The following is a 15,139-nucleotide window of genomic DNA, read 5'->3' on the forward strand; positions in this document are numbered from 1 at the left end:
TAAGATTAGAATTGTTTATCCCAAATTTATTTGAAAGCTTCTCTAAGCTATATCCTTGTTTTCTAAGTTCATAGATCTGAACTTTATCTTCATAACTCAATTTCATAATAAAAACACCCCAAAAGTTAGATTTTTTCTGTCTAACTTTTGGGGTGCAGTTCACTGGAGCTGTTCTTTTTGTAATCTTTATCTTAGTCTTATAGATTTTTCTTCTTTTTGGCTTTTTTGGTTAGGGAGACATGGCACTGGGGATGTTGGTTTTAAAAACTATCAAATATATTTTAGCATTCCCAAATTGTTTCTGGTAGCCCTTTCAAAAGAATACTAAGCGAAACTAAATTTAAGGAAGCTTTCAGAAAAGTTTTAGTTTCGTTTCAGGAATCTTCTGTAGACTGTCTAGCTATATCATACGAAGGAGAGGAAAAAGGTATGAAATCAAAAAAATGGACCCTACTCGCAACGAGTTTAACGGCAATGGTGCTGATGACAGCTTGTGCTCAATCAACAACTACATCCAATACCAAGGCAACTACAAATAATGCAACAACAACTGCAACAAAGACAAATCAATCTTCCTATTTTACAGAGAAGGACTATGTTACTTCTTATGATGAAAGCACAGCTTCTAAGATTGAGTTATCTGGCTCATCAGCAAACGTCTCTGGAGATGGGGTGACAGTCTCTGAATCAACAGTGACCATCACAAAATCTGGAACCTATGTGATTTCAGGTCAGTCTGACGGAGTGCAGATCAAGGTCGAGGCAGACAAGTCTGTAGATGTTCACCTAGTCCTAAAAGGTGCGACCATGACCACTACCAATGCAGCGATTTCTGCGACATCAGCCGGTCATGTCTACCTAACTCTGTCAGAGGAAACCACCAACAGTCTCTCTGACTCAAGCTCTAACAGCGACGAAAAAGCAGACGCAGCTCTCTTTTCTAAGGTGGATTTGACCATCAACGGGAAAGGAACTCTCAATGTAGATGGCAAGAAAAACAATGGTATCAAGGCCAACGACACCCTCCATATCACGGGTGGAACCTATAACATTACAGCAGTTGGTGATGCCTTTAATGTCAATGATGAACTCAATATCTCTGGTACGACTATGACCATCGATGCCAAAGAAGACGGAGTCAAGGTGGACAATGATGAGGATACTTCAGTCGGAACCATGTACCTATCTAACAACAACATCACTGTTACAGCAGGAGATGATGGCATCCATGCTTCTGGAGACCTTGTCATCGATAGTGGTACCTACACCGTCAAGAATTCGACAGAAGGACTTGAAGGTAAGTCCATCACTATCAACGGTGGGGACATTAGCATCTATTCGACAGATGATGGGGTTAATGCAGCCAACAAAAATGCCCAACAGAGTGAAATCTTCTTCACCATGAATGGCGGGAACCTGACAGTAGAAGTTGGTCAAGGGGACACAGACCCAATCGACTCAAATGGAAATATCACTGTCACAGGCGGAACCATTAAAATGACTGGTCAAACAGGTTTTGACTTTGATGGAACAGCGACCTACACAGGTGGAGATATCTATCTCAACGGTGAAAAACAAACGGAAATTGTCAACTCTATGCCTGGTGGCGGTGGACCAAATGGAGGCCCTCAAGGGGGCGGTCCAGCCCCTGGCGGACAAGGATAAGCAAAATTCTCCTTTCTTGAAAGAGAAGGGAGATTTTTGTGTTATTACTAGAGGAAATCTAAAGCCAACTCCTTGACACTCCGTCAGCTTTTGATACAATAGTACAAAATTAGAGGAGGTGGGCTATGATTCAGAAGCATGCGATTCCCATTTTAGAGTTTGATGATAACCCCCAAGCGGTCCTTATGCCGAATCACGAGGGTTTAGACTTAAAGTTGCCAAAGAAGTGTATCTATGCATTTTTGGAGGAGGAGATTGACCGCTACGCTCAGGAAGTAGGGGCGGACTGTGTTGGTGAGTTCGTTTCTGCCACCAAGACTTATCCAGTCTATGTCATCAACTACAAAGGCGAGGAGATTTGTCTGGCCCAGGCGCCCGTTGGTTCTGCCCCAGCGGCCCAGTTTATGGATTGGTTGATTGGCTATGGTGTGGAGCAAATCATCTCCACTGGTACTTGTGGAGTCCTAGCCGATATAGAGGAAAATGCCTTTCTCGTCCCTGTTCGAGCTCTGCGAGATGAGGGTACCAGCTACCACTATGCAGCGCCTTCTCGTTATATGGAGATGCAGATTGAGGCTGTCTCTGCCATTGAGCAAGTCTTGGAACAAAGAGGCATTCCTTACGAGGAGGTCATGACCTGGACGACAGATGGTTTTTACCGAGAGACGGCTGAAAAGGTTGCCTATCGCAAGGAAGAAGGCTGCGCTGTTGTGGAGATGGAGTGCTCGGCTCTTGCGGCAGTGGCTCAGCTACGTGGGGGTGTCTGGGGAGAGTTGCTCTTTACCGCAGATTCTTTAGCAGATCTAGATAACTACGACAGTCGTGACTGGGGCTCAGAAGCTTTTGATAAGGCGCTCGAACTCTGTCTTGCCATTGTGCACCATATGTGAGTGCTCTTACTGTTTTTATGGTAGAATGTAGTTATGTTATTCAAATCTTTTTTGGAAAAAATAAATACGACACTGGCTCGGTTATCGCCAGCCCGTCGCATCTTTTTAAGTTTTGCCCTAGTGATCTTCTTAGGCTCGCTTCTTTTAAGCCTCCCCTTTGTGCAAGCAGAAACGTCACAAGCGACCTACTTTGACCATCTCTTTACGACCGTGTCCATGGTCTGTGTGACAGGGCTCTTTACCCAGCCGGTAGCCTCTACTTACAATATCTGGGGTCAGTTGGTCTGTATGATTTTGATCCAGATCGGTGGTTTGGGGCTTATGACCTTTATCGGGATCTTTTATATCCAAGGCAAGCAAAAGCTCAGCCTTCGTGGCCGTGAGACTATTCAAGAAAGTTTCAGTTATGGAGAAACCCAGTCTCTAAAGGACTTCATCCGTTCAATCTTTCTGACGACTTTTCTAGTGGAAGGGCTCGGTGCCTTTCTCTTGAGTTTCCGCTTTATTCCTGAATTTGGCTGGGGGCGAGGGATATTAACCTCTATCTTTTTGGCTGTTTCAGCTTTCTGTAATGCTGGATTTGATAATTTTGGAAGTACGAGTTTGGTAGCCTTTCAAACGGATCCCTTAATCAATCTAGTGATTGCAGGATTGATTATCACGGGTGGGCTAGGATTTATGGTCTGGTTTGATCTAGCGACCCAGTTTGGGAAAAAGAAAAAACGGCGTCTGCGTTTCCATACCAAGTTGGTTCTCTTTTTAACGGCGGGAATTTTGCTCTTTGGGACAGTATCGACTCTCTTAATTGAGTGGAACAATCCTGGGACGATTGGAAATCTCAGTACTCCAGAGAAGCTGCTGGTTAGCTTTTTCCAGACCGTCAGCATGAGAACGGCAGGTTTTGCTTCAATTGACTACACCCTGGCTCGACCAGTTACCTTACTGATCTACATCTTGCAGATGTTTTTGGGCGGGGCACCTGGAGGGACAGCAGGGGGGCTCAAGATCACGACCTTCTTTGTCTTGTTGGTCTTTGCTCGCAGTGAATTATTGGGCTTGCCTCATGCCAATGTTGCTCGGAGGACCATTGAACCCCGAACCGTGCAAAAATCTTTTAGTGTCTTTATTATCTTCTTGCTAACTTTCTTGCTGGGCTTGATCCTGCTAGGAATAACAGCAGAGGGAAATCCGCGCTTTATCTACCTCATGTTTGAGACCATTTCAGCCCTTGCGACAGTTGGGGTGACGGCAAATTTAACGCCGGAGTTAGGTAAGTTAGCCCTCAGCATCGTTATGTTGCTGATGTTTATCGGCCGTATTGGTCCCTTGACACTACTGGTCAGTGTAGCGGAATACCAGCCAGACAAGAAAGATACGATTCACTATATGAAAGCAGATATCACCATTGGGTAAGAAAGGAAGAACGATGTCAGATCGGACAATTGGAATTTTAGGTTTGGGAATTTTTGGGAGCAGTGTTTTGGTTGCCCTAGCCAAGCATGACATGAATATCATTGCTATTGATGACCACGAGGAGCGTATCAATCAATTTGAACCTGTGCTGGCGCGTGGAGTAGTTGGAGATATCACGGATGAAGAACTCCTTCTATCAGCGGGGATTGACACCTGTGATACCGTAGTCGTCGCAACAGGTGAAAATCTGGAGTCCAGTGTTCTTGCGGTCATGCACTGCAAGAGTTTAGGAGTGCCGACCGTTATTGCCAAGGTCAAAAGCCATACGGCTAAAAAGGTGTTGGAAAAAATTGGTGCAGACGCAGTCATCTCACCAGAGTTTGAAATGGGGCGCTCATTAGCACAGACCATCCTCTTTCATAACAGCGTAGACGTCTTTCAGCTGGACAAGAATGTTTCGATTGTCGAGATGAAAATCCCCCAATCATGGGTAGGTAAAAGCCTCAGTCAGTTGGATCTACGTGGGCGATACAACCTCAATGTACTTGGTTTTCGTGCCTACGAAAATGCTCCTCTGGATGTCCAATTCGGACCCAATGACCTCTTGCAGGCAGATGCTTACATCATGGCCGTCATTAATAACCAACATTTGGACACGCTAGCAGAGTTGAATGAGTAAAAGAGGTCTGAGATTGACCCCAATTTGAAATAAAGCCGTAAAATCCCTTTACAAATCTAGCTATTCATGGTAGAATGGATTTTGTGTGAAATATCAGCAGGAAAGCATGAAGCTCGTCAACAGGTGTCTTATGACAAGTAACCTTGGCTGTTTAGGCGAAGGGCATCTGCACGAATCAGGGCTTTCTAAGTGACTATTTCCGCCAAATATTATTTATATCAGGAGGACATACACATGTCACGTTATACAGGACCATCTTGGAAACAAGCTCGTCGCCTTGGCCTTTCACTTACAGGTACAGGTAAAGAATTGGCACGTCGTAACTACGTACCAGGACAACACGGACCAAACAACCGTTCTAAATTGTCAGAATACGGTTTGCAATTGGCTGAAAAACAAAAACTTCGTTTCACTTACGGTGTAGGTGAAAAACAATTCCGTAACTTGTTCGTACAAGCTACAAAAATCAAAGGCGGAATCCTAGGTTTCAACTTCATGCTTCTTTTGGAACGTCGTTTGGATAACGTTGTTTACCGTCTTGGTCTTGCGACTACTCGTCGTCAAGCTCGTCAATTCGTAAACCACGGTCATATCCTTGTTGACGGAAAACGCGTTGATATCCCATCATACCGTGTAACTCCAGGTCAAGTGATCTCAGTTCGTGAAAAATCATTGAAAGTTCCAGCAATCCTTGAAGCAGTAGAAGCCACTCTTGGACGTCCAGCATTCGTATCATTCGACGCTGAAAAATTGGAGGGTTCATTGACTCGCTTGCCAGAACGCGACGAAATCAACCCAGAAATCAACGAAGCACTTGTCGTTGAATTCTACAACAAAATGTTGTAATATTTTATTAAACAAGATAGGCTTTAGAGCCTTGATATCAAGCACTTTGGGGCGCTTTCCCTTAGTGCTTTTTTTGTTTTTACTACCCTTTTAGTTACCCATAATTAATTTTAGGCATAGTAATAGGGTAGCCCAAAAATGGGGCACCCTTATTATTTATAAATTGCTGATAGCTGCCTCAAAGATTGAGACGGCTTTTTTTGCTCCCTCTTTGGTAGCATGGACATAAGTATTCAAGGTCATTGAGATATTAGAGTGGCCTAGCCTATACTGTAAATCTTTCGCCTCTATGCCAGCGTATAGCATGATTGTAGCGTGAGTATGTCTGAAACCATGGAAACTAATATCAGGGACACCAGCAGCCTTAAAGTGACCTTGTAGCCTCTTTCTTAGCAAACAAGCGTAGGCGTATTTTGTGGTAAAAGGAGTAAAGACAATCCCCTCAGATCGTCCTAGTTGCCATGACTGGACTTGTTGGCGTTTTTTATACTGTTTGAGTAGGGAAACTGTAGCCTTGTCTATGTCGATTTCTCTTAGACCTGCTTTAGACTTAGGCGTATTTGTTTCCTGATATCTATTCAGAGTCTTAGAAATGCTGATAATGCCTTTTTTTAGGTCAATATCAGACCACTCAAGAGCCAAAGCCTCACCGATACGGCAGCCGCTAACCAGCAATGTTTTATAAAGAACGTAGTCAAAGAAATTCTCATAGCTAGATTGATCCAAATCTTCCAGGTAGTCTAAAAACTGTTTTAGTTCCTGGTTGCTGAAAAATTTGACCTTATGCTCTTTATTTTGTTGTTTACGTGGGATAATGACATCTCTAGCAGGGTTGTGTTGGATCACTTGCATAGTCACTCCATACTGGAGAATACGGCGGTTTATATTGTTTAGAAAGCTATAGTTTGCATACGCCCCTTTTTCGCCTTTATTGGCCTTGTCAGCCCACTTATTGACTTGTTGCTGAATGATAGGAGTAGTGAGTTTTTCTAGCTTGTAATCGCCGAATACAGGCAAAATATGAAGCCTTACGATCCCCTCCATGGATTGCTGAGAGTTTGGCTTGATTGTATTCTTATAGCTCTCCCACCATAAAGCGACCAGCTCCCTATAGGTTGTAATGGTTGGCTTTTCCTTTACGCTATATCCATTAGCTGCAAAAGCATTGACAGCCTCCCTAGCTTTGATTTTAACGCCCTTTTTAGTGCTGGCTGTAACGGTTGTCCTAGCCTTTTTCCCTGTAAGCTTATCAACGCCTAAGTAAACACTTGCACGGTACACTGTAGCACCGTTTTTCTTTTTGTATTCTGTAATATTCATAGTCATACCTTTCTAACATCAGTAAGCAAGTATGGGATTTAGTCAAGTATTTATGAATATTGTTTTTATATGGCTCTGAGAGCTACGAGAATAGCCCTATTTTCGTTTGTTTTAGGTGTGATGGAATTTGTATAGCTGAGCTATAAAATCGCTTAGAGGGGATTTTTAGGCTGATATGGCCCACTGTTACATATCATCAAAGAGTGAAAGTTGGTTATTATCAGCTTGTTTTTCAAGCTTTTTCTGTTTCTTTTTCAAGTCTTGGATACTTTCGTGAGGAGTGGGGAGATTCTCAGGCATTGTATTTCCTAATTCTCTCATTGTTTGCCTGACGGTACGTCCAACGGCAAAATGCGTTTTATTAGCATTTTCAGCTCCTTGTATGTTTTCACGACGTAATTTTTCGTCTGTTTGTGTGGCGCGGAATAGGTTCGCTGCTAACTCAATACTACCCATATAATCAAGAATATGTTCCTTATCTGCAAGTTCCTTTCTATCATGTATATCTTGCATTGTCATCCCGCCATAAAGACCCATATAGCCAGCATTATGAAATTCACCAAAATTTGTAACTCCAGCATTTCCAGCGGCTTGAGAAAGGGATTTATTATGGCGTTTAATTTCATCACGAATAGCTATTCGTTTTTGATCTTCGGTCAGTCGATTAAAATCATCGTGTAATTCTTGCTGACGGGTTTTAATAGCAAAATATGATTGCCCTAGTGCAATGACCTCTTTTCTAGGATCGCCATTTTGGACAATTAAATAGCAGGCATAGCGTGAGAGTTTAATATCTGCAATTTCTCGCATTCCAAAATTAAGTTGTACAGTTTTGTTGACGTCAACAAAATTGGCAACCACGCGCTCTCTGGAGTTTTCACAGGCTATTTTTGCCTTGTCTATAACTTGGTTAAAGTTACGCCACTCCATATATTCTAGAATGGTTTGTAGTTCTCTGGCATACCAAAATTCTATTCCATTTTCGTCTATATGTTTGATATTTTCAAAAGTTAGTTCATCGTACTGTTGAAGTTCCATAAATAAAGTACCCTTTCTAAAATATTATGATTAGTTGAATTACAAGACTAATATGACGTTGAACTCCGAGAATCACACGCTTCATGGTTGTTGGACGTTGTGGCGCATGGGTTAGCTATCTTTCTTGATTCCTTTTGATTTTTCCTTGAGGTTAGAAATAATTCCAGAAGCCCATTCACCAGTTTCAAGGTATTTTTTAATTTTAGATGCATAACTTTTTAAAAATGCTATCTGCATTTCTAAATCTATTAATTCTGTCCCAGTAGCACCTTCCAAATAAGTTGATAACCCCTCAGCTGTTTGTTCAAAATAATCTTGCAAGTCCTGAAGACTTTCTAAAGGCTTAGATGTATTTTTTTGGAACAAATAGATATTAACTATATCTTCTATACCAAAATTTAAGAAGAAAGCCTTGTCAACAACTGTTTGAGTTCTTTGTAAGGCTGTTTTATCAATAGAGGCACCATTAAAAATTTTTTTAAAAAGTTCTTCTACAGCTTCCCAGTTATAGTGGCTCCCTCCTAGTTCACCGTGTAACAGTTGGCTAACAGTCATATCGCCAACTTTAGCAATCGTTTTTAGACGTTCAGGATTTGGGGAAGAGATCCCACTTTCCCACCTAGAGACAATACTTTTGGACGTCCCAAAGAGTTTTCCAAATTCCTCTAAAGTCATCCCTTTATCTAAACGAATAGCTTTGATACGCTGTCCAAGGATTTTTTTATCAACTTCTTGTGTCATAAGTTCCAGTCCTTTCATTTCAAATTATATCACTTTCTTGTGGATTTAACAAAATAAAGTTACGAAAAGTTACATTTATCTGTTGACAATCTATCTAACAAAGAGTAAAATGGTTACGTAAAGTGACGAAAGGAGGTAAAAAAATGTTATCAATAAACAAAGTAAAAGGCTATCGCAATATGTTAGGTTTAAGCCAAAAAGAAATGGCTAAAAAGTTGAATATTTCTATCAACGCCTACCGAAACAAGGAGAATGGCAAGGTTGAATTCCGGGATAATGAAAAAATTATTATTAAAGAAATGATACTACCATTATTTCCTGAAGTAACATTAGAAGAAATATTTTTTTATAAATAAAGTTACGAAAAGTTACTTAAAACAAAAAGCCTTAACCGACGACCAAATCAGCAAGGCTTTTCACTTAAACAACTAAAACCAAAATAGCAAGTATGGGATTTAGTTAGGTATTTATTTAATTATATCACAAAATAGTGATTTGTGCCAAACGAGAGAGCGCCAACTCTTAAACCTGGTACTTTCTCACGCTCTCAAACTTTGGCGAGTCTGAGCGTGAGGCGGTGAGCAAGAAAGGCATTAAAAAGCCCATCAAGGCAATTACATAAACACAGAAACAGAGGTAAAAAACATGACAACAAAAAAAGCAACATCAAGCCAACAAGTTCTATTATCGGCTAAGAAACTAGCAGAATTAGGGAACGAATTAACCGACATCATGAACGTTTTAGAAATGAATAACCTAGCTCTTGAAGGGCTTGAGTTTGCACTACAGAAAGATACAACCACATTCTTATGGCTTGCTAAAAAATACACTGATACAGCATACGCCCAGAATGAAAAGCTATACGATCGTCTAAATGAGATAGCCTTTTTACTTTTGAACAATGACGACGCTAAAGAGCTGGAGGCATACCATGACTAAAGATATTAAAGAAATGGCACAAGCCGAAGACGACTTGCTGAATATGGAACAACCTAAACAAGCGGAATTTATCAAGAACTATAAGGCGAGGGCATAGCATGAATGAACTAGATTTGACCAATACACAATCGGTAATCTTCATGGTGGTATTGATTGGCCTACTGCCTTATCTAAACCACCGAGACCGCAAAAAAAGCGCCCAATTTGAGCGAGAAAACCAATGGGCGATAGAAACACCTAGCGAGGATTTAAACCCTTGCTACGGGCGTTATATTCAACTAGCAGGCAAGCGGAACAACTAGAAAAGGGGTGTAATATGCAACTATTATCAAGAGAGGCAGAGCTTGAGCTACTGGAGAAAGTGGGAGATCACTTAGAGAAAAGGCTTGAGCTTGAAAAACAGCATAATGACGGCTGGGATTTAATTGCTAGAGCTGATCTACTAGAAAAGTTAGGGATCAGCGGAACAACGTTGAATAATTGGGAAAAACACGGCTTAAAGCCGTATCAATCGCCTTTTGAGAACAGTAAGAAGATTTATTACCGCAAAACTGATATATACAATTTTCTTGCAGTAGATTAGGGGGAATAATGACAAAGAAAAAAGAACAATGGACACCCGTCATAAAAAATCTACGCAAGGTAATTGTGGACGGTGTGGAGCAATGGGTGGAATTTGAAACAGAGGGCTATGTCATCCCAGCTGGTCACGCTTATTATGACATCATCAGGGGAATTAACACGGAGGTGCAACGGAAGAAAAATGGGAAATCGTAGAATGATAAGTAAGACAGTGACCCAAACTCAGAGATTTTTGAGGCTACCATTAGAGGCACAGGCTCTATATTTTCATTTAATTCAAAACTCAGATGATGATGGAGTAGTAGAGGCTTTCCCTGTTGTTAGAATGATAGGGGTTAGTGAGGATAGCCTAGGACTTTTGATAGTCAAGGATTTCATAAGGCCGCTTAATGATGAAATGGTTTATTTTATTGTGGATTTTCATGAGCAGAATAAAGTTCGTGCTGATAGAAAGGTCAATTCAGTCTATGCGGATTTACTCAAGGAAGTAGTCCCAGATATTGAACTTACTGAGCCTAGGCAGCGTGTAGATAGATCTAAAAAACCTCCTGAAAAGGTGGGACAACCAAGGGACGACCAAGGGGCAGACATGGGACAGCAGAATATAAGTCAATATAAGTCAAGTCAAGATAATCTAAGTCAATCTAGGTCAAGTCAGAATGACGAGGACGAGCATGAAAATCCAATCTTTGAAAAATTAAAGTCTGCTTTTGGCCAAATGTCAGTTAATGGAACAATGGTGGAAGAAGTGAGAGACCTGCTAGAAATCCATGGCCAAGAGTTAGTTATCTATGCTCTTGAGGTAACTATCCTAAATGCTGGTAAGTCAATTAGATATACCAGGTCTATTCTTTCAAACTGGCAAGGGTTAGGACTTAGAACAGTTGAGCAAGTTAAGCAGCATGAGGAGCAACGTCAAAAGCTGAAACAGTCACCTAAACAAGCTGAGCCTATTAGTCGTGAAGAATGGCTGAAAACACGAACAGAAGAAAACCCATTTTAGGAGGGTGAGCAATGGAAAATAAATTTGAGCAATATAACAACAGAAAAATTAGTGAAAAGGTATGTGAGGTTCATAAGGTCAATTATTGGCAAATTTCAACACCTAAGAGGGGTAATAAGGAACGAAGTATACAAGAGTTTTGCCCTGAATGCACAAAGGAACTAATAGAAAGGCAGGATAGGGAGGGAGTAGATAACAGCTTAAATGCTGAGACATACCTAAAAACCTATAATGTACTTATGCGGGACAGTACGATCCCTAGGGAGTTAAAAGAGGCTAGCTTTGAGAATTTCCTAGCTGAGACAGCCGAGGAAAAGCAACTACTGGAGTTTGCTAAAGGGCAAGTAGAGAAATACCTGGACGGTATGACAGGAAATACCCTATTTACAGGATCTACAGGGATAGGAAAGAGTCATTTAAGCGTTGCGATTGCTAAGTCTATAAACGAGGGCTACAAGGCCAAAGGAGAGCCTAAAAGCGTGTTATTTGTCAATCTAACAGAAATCCTTAGACGAGTTCGAGAGAGCTTTAACGCTCCTACTAGTCTAGAGGGGCACTACTCAAGAATGCTGAAAGAGGTTGATTACCTGGTACTTGATGATTTAGGTATAAAATCGGACAACGCTAGTAGTAAAGGTAAATCAGTCTGGGAAGAAGAGTTTATTTTTGATATTCTCAGCAATCGAGATAAAACCATTATTACTACAAATCTAAGTAGCTCAGAGATTACTAGTTTGTATAGTGAACGAGTGGCTAGCCGTGTCAGAACTGGATTAGAGGGTAACTTTTTCAAGTCATTTACTATCAAGGATAAGCGATACTCAATCAGTAGCTTAAAGGCTAAAGTCGCTCAACATTGAGAAGGCTTTGCATTCCAAAAATGGAACTCAAAAAACCTTAAAAATGAGCTAAAGTACACTAAAAAGGGTAGTAAAAAGCATTGAATAGTTGAAAATATCGCTTATATCAGCTACAAGTACTACAACTTAATCAAGTAGAAGAGGCTCATAGCGCTCTAGGTTAATGAAAAGCAAGAAAAAATGAAATGGAGGATCGTATGGATGATTTAGTTGAACTGTTGAAGCAAGGCTTTATTTTGTATCAGAAAAATGGTAAAATAGAGGCAGAAGCTCCCCCAACCTTTGGGAGTGTGGCCTTGCATTTTCAAGATGGAAGATTTTCATACTTGCAACGAAGTGAAACAAAAAAATAGAGTCTATCGGAACAACCGAGGGCGTTGATTAAGCTATTTAGCTTTTTCGGTGTCCTTTTTGTTTTGGTGTTAGGAGTGGATATGATACAAAAATCTTTATGGATTGATACGAGCAAAAAAACAGTTTTAAAAATGGGATACCGTAGCATGACGATACTTGTAAACGATTGAAAGAATTAGAAAGAGGAAAAAGAATGAACAAGAAAACAATTATTACTAAGATGTTAGCATTGAAAGGTGCTATTTCAAACTTATATGGAAAAATCGAAGAAATACAGAATAATCAATTTTTAAGTGCAGAGGGGAAAGAAAATGAACTTGAAACCCTTAAATTCAAATACGAAGCTTGGTATGCTGGTTATTATGACGATCTGAAGAAAATTGCAGACAACCTACTACCAGATAAAGAGGCTAAGAGAGCTGAAACGGAAGTAAAAGCGTTGACTGATTCTGGTTACCAAGTAGCAGTGCAAAATGCCGTAAAACTTTTTGAAAGTGGCGCTTTGGCCGTATCCACTGGAAAAGCACTAATAGACCATTACAAAGACGATCGTACAACGTTAGAACTTTTCCGAAATGCTTTGGGAGGTATTTTTGGTAATGGCAACCCAAACAGTGCAGAGTTAGCGCAGTATATCCCAGCGGACAATAGCAATCGGACAAAAGACTTGTTGAATAAGTTTGCTAGAGCAGTCGATGAGCTGAATTATGAGAGATTGATGTCTGATCATGGATTTGTAATGCAGAGAGTTGAGGGAGCTATAACTTTCTTAGAATCTGATTACCTAGACGACAACATGGACGCAATACTTTAATCGAGTGTGCAGAGGGGAGCCATCCCCTTTTAGTATGTAACCCAATCGATTTGGGTTTTTTACATGATAATTTGTAGTAGGGTGCAATTTACAAAACAAATAAATACTACATATTTGACGGTTTGAATGTTAAAAAAGCTAGATATATCAAGGGTTTAAGTAAGCAGAGTGTTCCAAAAAAGGGTGAGGTAAGGGTGAGGTAGCATATATAAAAAGTACAAGGTTAGTACAAGGTTGTGTATTTAAAAATATTAAAAATAGGCTAAGATTAGGCTAAGGTCACATACTTCAAAATAGCAAGGTTTTAGCAAGGTACAGGGCTTTTTTCTAGTGATAGAACCCTAAGATTACCCTAAGGTATCGAAGTTTTCCAATGGTAAGGTTTTGGTAAGGTAGTGGCAGTAAATATGCCTGACAAATGGCAGGGTTATGTGTGTTGAACTCCGAGCGAACGCCGAGAAAATAGCTCTTGAACAGAGAACGAACAGAGAAGATTACATAGCTTGAACCTCGAGCGAAGCCCGAGAAAGTGGATAGATCCCCCTATCATTTATCAAGCAGATAAGCGAAGTTTTTACCCCTCTTATTTCTGATTTACTCCTTGCAGAATGATAGGGAAATAAGGACGACAATAAGCCTTCTTAATTGCTTACAACTTCTTAATTGCTTACAAAATGATAGGGAGTTAAGACGAATTTAAAAGCTCCTTATTTTCGTTTTTCTCCTTGTCAAACGGTAAGGAAATAAGACAGGAAATAACATCGATTATTTTGATTTTGTTCCCTGAAAAACTGTAAGGAGATAGGGAGACTTTTTAGCTTCCTTAATTTGGATTTACTCCTTGCAGAATGATAGGGAAATAAGAACTAAAATAACTCCCCTTATTTTCCTACCAAATGCTAAGGAGATAAGAGTAGTTTAAAAGTCTGTTATTTTGGATTTGTTGCTTACAAAATGATAAGCAGATAAGGAAAGAAATAACTTGCCTTAATTGCTTGCAGAATAACAAGGAAATAAGGGAGATAAAAACGTTCCTTAATTGCTTATCAAATGGTATGGAGAATAGGATTGAAGCTAGAGCGAACCTAGAGAAATAGCAAAAAAAAGCCAAGGCGCTCCGCCTCGGCTACATTTTCAACACTATTATTATATCATAGAGGAGGTCAAGGCATGACACCAGAGCAAGTAAAAGAAAAACTAGAGGGCGTTAAGTGGATCAATAAAGAAATAGAGGGCTTATATTTAGAGCTTGGAGCTTTAGAAAGTGGTATCATCAAAAAGCAAGAACTGAGCACTACCAGAGTACAAACAAGCAGGGTAAATACAGCAGAGAACAATCTTATAAGTGTTCTGAAGCTAAAAGAGGACACGCTTCAGAGGATTGAGCGGCTTACTGAAGAGAGAATGGAAATATCTAGGCTGATCGATAAGCTGGCCAATCCGCTTGAGCGTTCCGTTCTCAGGCTGTTCTACTTGAATGTTCTTGATGCTTGGGAGGTTGCTGAGGAAATAGGGAAATCTAAATCTTTGGTATATCTAGTAAGGCAAAAAGCTATAGAACACTTGGCAGGTATGGTAAATGGGGATTGATTTAACCTTGCCACAGAATTAGGAGTGTATGGGGAGCCCTAGGCTTCATATTTACCCCTATTTCGCTTTGTTTTGGACTGGATGACTAAAACACCATGGATAAACTAAAAGCCCTTAGAAACGAATCTGGGGGTTTTTGTGAGATAAAAAAAGAAGCATGACTCTCCCACAGCTCTAAGGCTTTTTGGGCGGGAAAACCATGCTTCTTTCTTGACTTAATTATACATCTTCTTGATTTTAAAATCAAATAAAGGTGACCCACCGCCTCCACAGCAAGCTGCTTCATGGACGTTAGACCACCTTTACCTTAACTTAATTATAACTCAAAAAAATTTCTAGTACAAGTATAATCCGAGGTTAGAAATTATAAAAAAAGAGAGCACACACCCCCCACAGCCGAAGCCT

At 40.4% G+C, this 15,139-nt stretch carries 18 protein-coding genes and 1 pseudogene; 15 read left to right on the top strand and 4 right to left on the bottom strand.

Translation table 11 applies throughout. The annotated features are described in order from the left end of the window. Positions 1 to 106: pseudogene (locus tag BLS46_RS09385) on the bottom strand (transposase); the annotation flags it as partial. A gap of 323 nt (positions 107 to 429) precedes the next feature. Between BLS46_RS09385 and BLS46_RS09390 the strand changes: the two are divergent. From BLS46_RS09390 to rpsD, 5 genes are all read left to right on the top strand, one after another. Then, positions 430 to 1,665: a carbohydrate-binding domain-containing protein gene (locus BLS46_RS09390; protein WP_093587157.1), complete on the top strand. Its 1,236-nt coding sequence runs from the start codon at positions 430 to 432 to the stop codon at positions 1,663 to 1,665. A gap of 125 nt (positions 1,666 to 1,790) precedes the next feature. Then, positions 1,791 to 2,555: a nucleoside phosphorylase gene (locus BLS46_RS09395; RefSeq protein WP_093587159.1), complete on the top strand. Its 765-nt coding sequence runs from the start codon at positions 1,791 to 1,793 to the stop codon at positions 2,553 to 2,555. A 33-nt stretch (positions 2,556 to 2,588) separates the two neighbouring features. After that, positions 2,589 to 3,968, top strand: coding sequence for a TrkH family potassium uptake protein (locus BLS46_RS09400; RefSeq protein WP_093587161.1), 1,380 nt, complete (start codon positions 2,589 to 2,591; stop codon positions 3,966 to 3,968). 13 nt (positions 3,969 to 3,981) lie between these two features. Continuing rightward, on the top strand, positions 3,982 to 4,647 hold the full coding sequence (locus tag BLS46_RS09405; RefSeq protein WP_093587163.1) for a potassium channel family protein: 666 nt from the start codon (positions 3,982 to 3,984) through the stop codon (positions 4,645 to 4,647). 234 nt (positions 4,648 to 4,881) lie between these two features. Beyond that, complete coding sequence (gene rpsD / locus BLS46_RS09410) at positions 4,882 to 5,493, top strand: 30S ribosomal protein S4 (RefSeq protein ID WP_000092756.1); 612 nt, start codon at positions 4,882 to 4,884, stop codon at positions 5,491 to 5,493. A gap of 156 nt (positions 5,494 to 5,649) precedes the next feature. On the opposite strand, the gene BLS46_RS09415 is transcribed toward rpsD, so the two are convergent. The 3 genes from BLS46_RS09415 to BLS46_RS09425 form a co-directional block, all read right to left on the bottom strand. After that, the gene (locus BLS46_RS09415) at positions 5,650 to 6,813 is read right to left on the bottom strand and encodes a tyrosine-type recombinase/integrase (RefSeq protein WP_093587165.1); all 1,164 of its coding nucleotides are present in this window, start codon (positions 6,811 to 6,813) and stop codon (positions 5,650 to 5,652) included. A 186-nt stretch (positions 6,814 to 6,999) separates the two neighbouring features. Beyond that, positions 7,000 to 7,851, bottom strand: a complete 852-nt coding sequence (gene dinD, locus BLS46_RS09420; protein ID WP_093587167.1) for a DNA damage-inducible protein D — start codon at positions 7,849 to 7,851, stop codon at positions 7,000 to 7,002. Positions 7,852 to 7,962: 111 nt separating this feature from the next. Beyond that, positions 7,963 to 8,592 carry a helix-turn-helix domain-containing protein gene (locus tag BLS46_RS09425; RefSeq protein ID WP_093587217.1) on the bottom strand — a complete coding sequence of 210 codons (630 nt, stop codon included), beginning with the start codon at positions 8,590 to 8,592 and terminating at the stop codon, positions 7,963 to 7,965. Between the two features lie 143 nt (positions 8,593 to 8,735). On the opposite strand from BLS46_RS09425, the gene BLS46_RS09430 reads away from it, so the two are divergent. The 10 genes from BLS46_RS09430 to BLS46_RS09475 all read left to right on the top strand — a co-directional run bounded on the left by BLS46_RS09430 (position 8,736) and on the right by BLS46_RS09475 (position 14,734). After that, positions 8,736 to 8,948, top strand: coding sequence for a helix-turn-helix transcriptional regulator (locus BLS46_RS09430; RefSeq protein ID WP_093587169.1), 213 nt, complete (start codon positions 8,736 to 8,738; stop codon positions 8,946 to 8,948). 289 nt (positions 8,949 to 9,237) lie between these two features. Further along, on the top strand, positions 9,238 to 9,531 hold the full coding sequence (locus tag BLS46_RS09435; RefSeq protein WP_025170800.1) for a hypothetical protein: 294 nt from the start codon (positions 9,238 to 9,240) through the stop codon (positions 9,529 to 9,531). A gap of 98 nt (positions 9,532 to 9,629) precedes the next feature. After that, a complete protein-coding gene (locus BLS46_RS09950; RefSeq protein ID WP_093587171.1) occupies positions 9,630 to 9,833 on the top strand; it encodes a preprotein translocase subunit YajC in 204 nt (67 codons plus the stop codon). Between the two features lie 14 nt (positions 9,834 to 9,847). Then, positions 9,848 to 10,114: a hypothetical protein gene (locus tag BLS46_RS09445; protein ID WP_061865008.1), complete on the top strand. Its 267-nt coding sequence runs from the start codon at positions 9,848 to 9,850 to the stop codon at positions 10,112 to 10,114. 8 nt (positions 10,115 to 10,122) lie between these two features. Beyond that, positions 10,123 to 10,308, top strand: a complete 186-nt coding sequence (locus tag BLS46_RS09450) for a BOW99_gp33 family protein (protein ID WP_093587173.1) — start codon at positions 10,123 to 10,125, stop codon at positions 10,306 to 10,308. Then, entirely contained in the window at positions 10,295 to 11,116 is an 822-nt protein-coding gene (locus BLS46_RS09455; RefSeq protein WP_093587175.1) for a DnaD domain-containing protein, read from the top strand. The genes BLS46_RS09450 and BLS46_RS09455 overlap by 14 nt, the downstream gene beginning before the upstream one ends. A gap of 11 nt (positions 11,117 to 11,127) precedes the next feature. Next, positions 11,128 to 11,976: a DnaA ATPase domain-containing protein gene (locus tag BLS46_RS09460; RefSeq protein WP_093587177.1), complete on the top strand. Its 849-nt coding sequence runs from the start codon at positions 11,128 to 11,130 to the stop codon at positions 11,974 to 11,976. Between the two features lie 197 nt (positions 11,977 to 12,173). Next, positions 12,174 to 12,329: a hypothetical protein gene (locus BLS46_RS09925; RefSeq protein WP_164993748.1), complete on the top strand. Its 156-nt coding sequence runs from the start codon at positions 12,174 to 12,176 to the stop codon at positions 12,327 to 12,329. Positions 12,330 to 12,523: 194 nt separating this feature from the next. After that, positions 12,524 to 13,144, top strand: coding sequence for a hypothetical protein (locus tag BLS46_RS09465; protein WP_093587179.1), 621 nt, complete (start codon positions 12,524 to 12,526; stop codon positions 13,142 to 13,144). A 1,170-nt stretch (positions 13,145 to 14,314) separates the two neighbouring features. Beyond that, entirely contained in the window at positions 14,315 to 14,734 is a 420-nt protein-coding gene (locus BLS46_RS09475; protein WP_093587183.1) for a DUF1492 domain-containing protein, read from the top strand. Positions 14,735 to 15,139: the final 405 nt, after the last annotated feature.

This window comes from Streptococcus sp. NLAE-zl-C503, from assembly GCF_900104285.1.
Classification (GTDB): domain Bacteria; phylum Bacillota; class Bacilli; order Lactobacillales; family Streptococcaceae; genus Streptococcus.

Coding starts and splice junctions, on each gene's coding strand:
- BLS46_RS09925 (WP_164993748.1), top strand. CDS start 12,174: ATGGATGATTTAGTTGAACTGTTGAAGCAAGGCTTTATTTTGTATCAG.
- BLS46_RS09460 (WP_093587177.1), top strand. CDS start 11,128: ATGGAAAATAAATTTGAGCAATATAACAACAGAAAAATTAGTGAAAAG.
- BLS46_RS09435 (WP_025170800.1), top strand. CDS start 9,238: ATGACAACAAAAAAAGCAACATCAAGCCAACAAGTTCTATTATCGGCT.
- BLS46_RS09465 (WP_093587179.1), top strand. CDS start 12,524: ATGAACAAGAAAACAATTATTACTAAGATGTTAGCATTGAAAGGTGCT.
- BLS46_RS09475 (WP_093587183.1), top strand. CDS start 14,315: ATGACACCAGAGCAAGTAAAAGAAAAACTAGAGGGCGTTAAGTGGATC.
- BLS46_RS09450 (WP_093587173.1), top strand. CDS start 10,123: ATGACAAAGAAAAAAGAACAATGGACACCCGTCATAAAAAATCTACGC.
- BLS46_RS09950 (WP_093587171.1), top strand. CDS start 9,630: ATGAATGAACTAGATTTGACCAATACACAATCGGTAATCTTCATGGTG.
- BLS46_RS09425 (WP_093587217.1), bottom strand. CDS start 8,592: ATGACACAAGAAGTTGATAAAAAAATCCTTGGACAGCGTATCAAAGCT.
- BLS46_RS09390 (WP_093587157.1), top strand. CDS start 430: ATGAAATCAAAAAAATGGACCCTACTCGCAACGAGTTTAACGGCAATG.
- rpsD (WP_000092756.1), top strand. CDS start 4,882: ATGTCACGTTATACAGGACCATCTTGGAAACAAGCTCGTCGCCTTGGC.
- BLS46_RS09430 (WP_093587169.1), top strand. CDS start 8,736: ATGTTATCAATAAACAAAGTAAAAGGCTATCGCAATATGTTAGGTTTA.
- BLS46_RS09455 (WP_093587175.1), top strand. CDS start 10,295: ATGGGAAATCGTAGAATGATAAGTAAGACAGTGACCCAAACTCAGAGA.
- BLS46_RS09405 (WP_093587163.1), top strand. CDS start 3,982: ATGTCAGATCGGACAATTGGAATTTTAGGTTTGGGAATTTTTGGGAGC.
- BLS46_RS09415 (WP_093587165.1), bottom strand. CDS start 6,813: ATGAATATTACAGAATACAAAAAGAAAAACGGTGCTACAGTGTACCGT.
- BLS46_RS09400 (WP_093587161.1), top strand. CDS start 2,589: ATGTTATTCAAATCTTTTTTGGAAAAAATAAATACGACACTGGCTCGG.
- BLS46_RS09395 (WP_093587159.1), top strand. CDS start 1,791: ATGATTCAGAAGCATGCGATTCCCATTTTAGAGTTTGATGATAACCCC.
- BLS46_RS09445 (WP_061865008.1), top strand. CDS start 9,848: ATGCAACTATTATCAAGAGAGGCAGAGCTTGAGCTACTGGAGAAAGTG.
- dinD (WP_093587167.1), bottom strand. CDS start 7,851: ATGGAACTTCAACAGTACGATGAACTAACTTTTGAAAATATCAAACAT.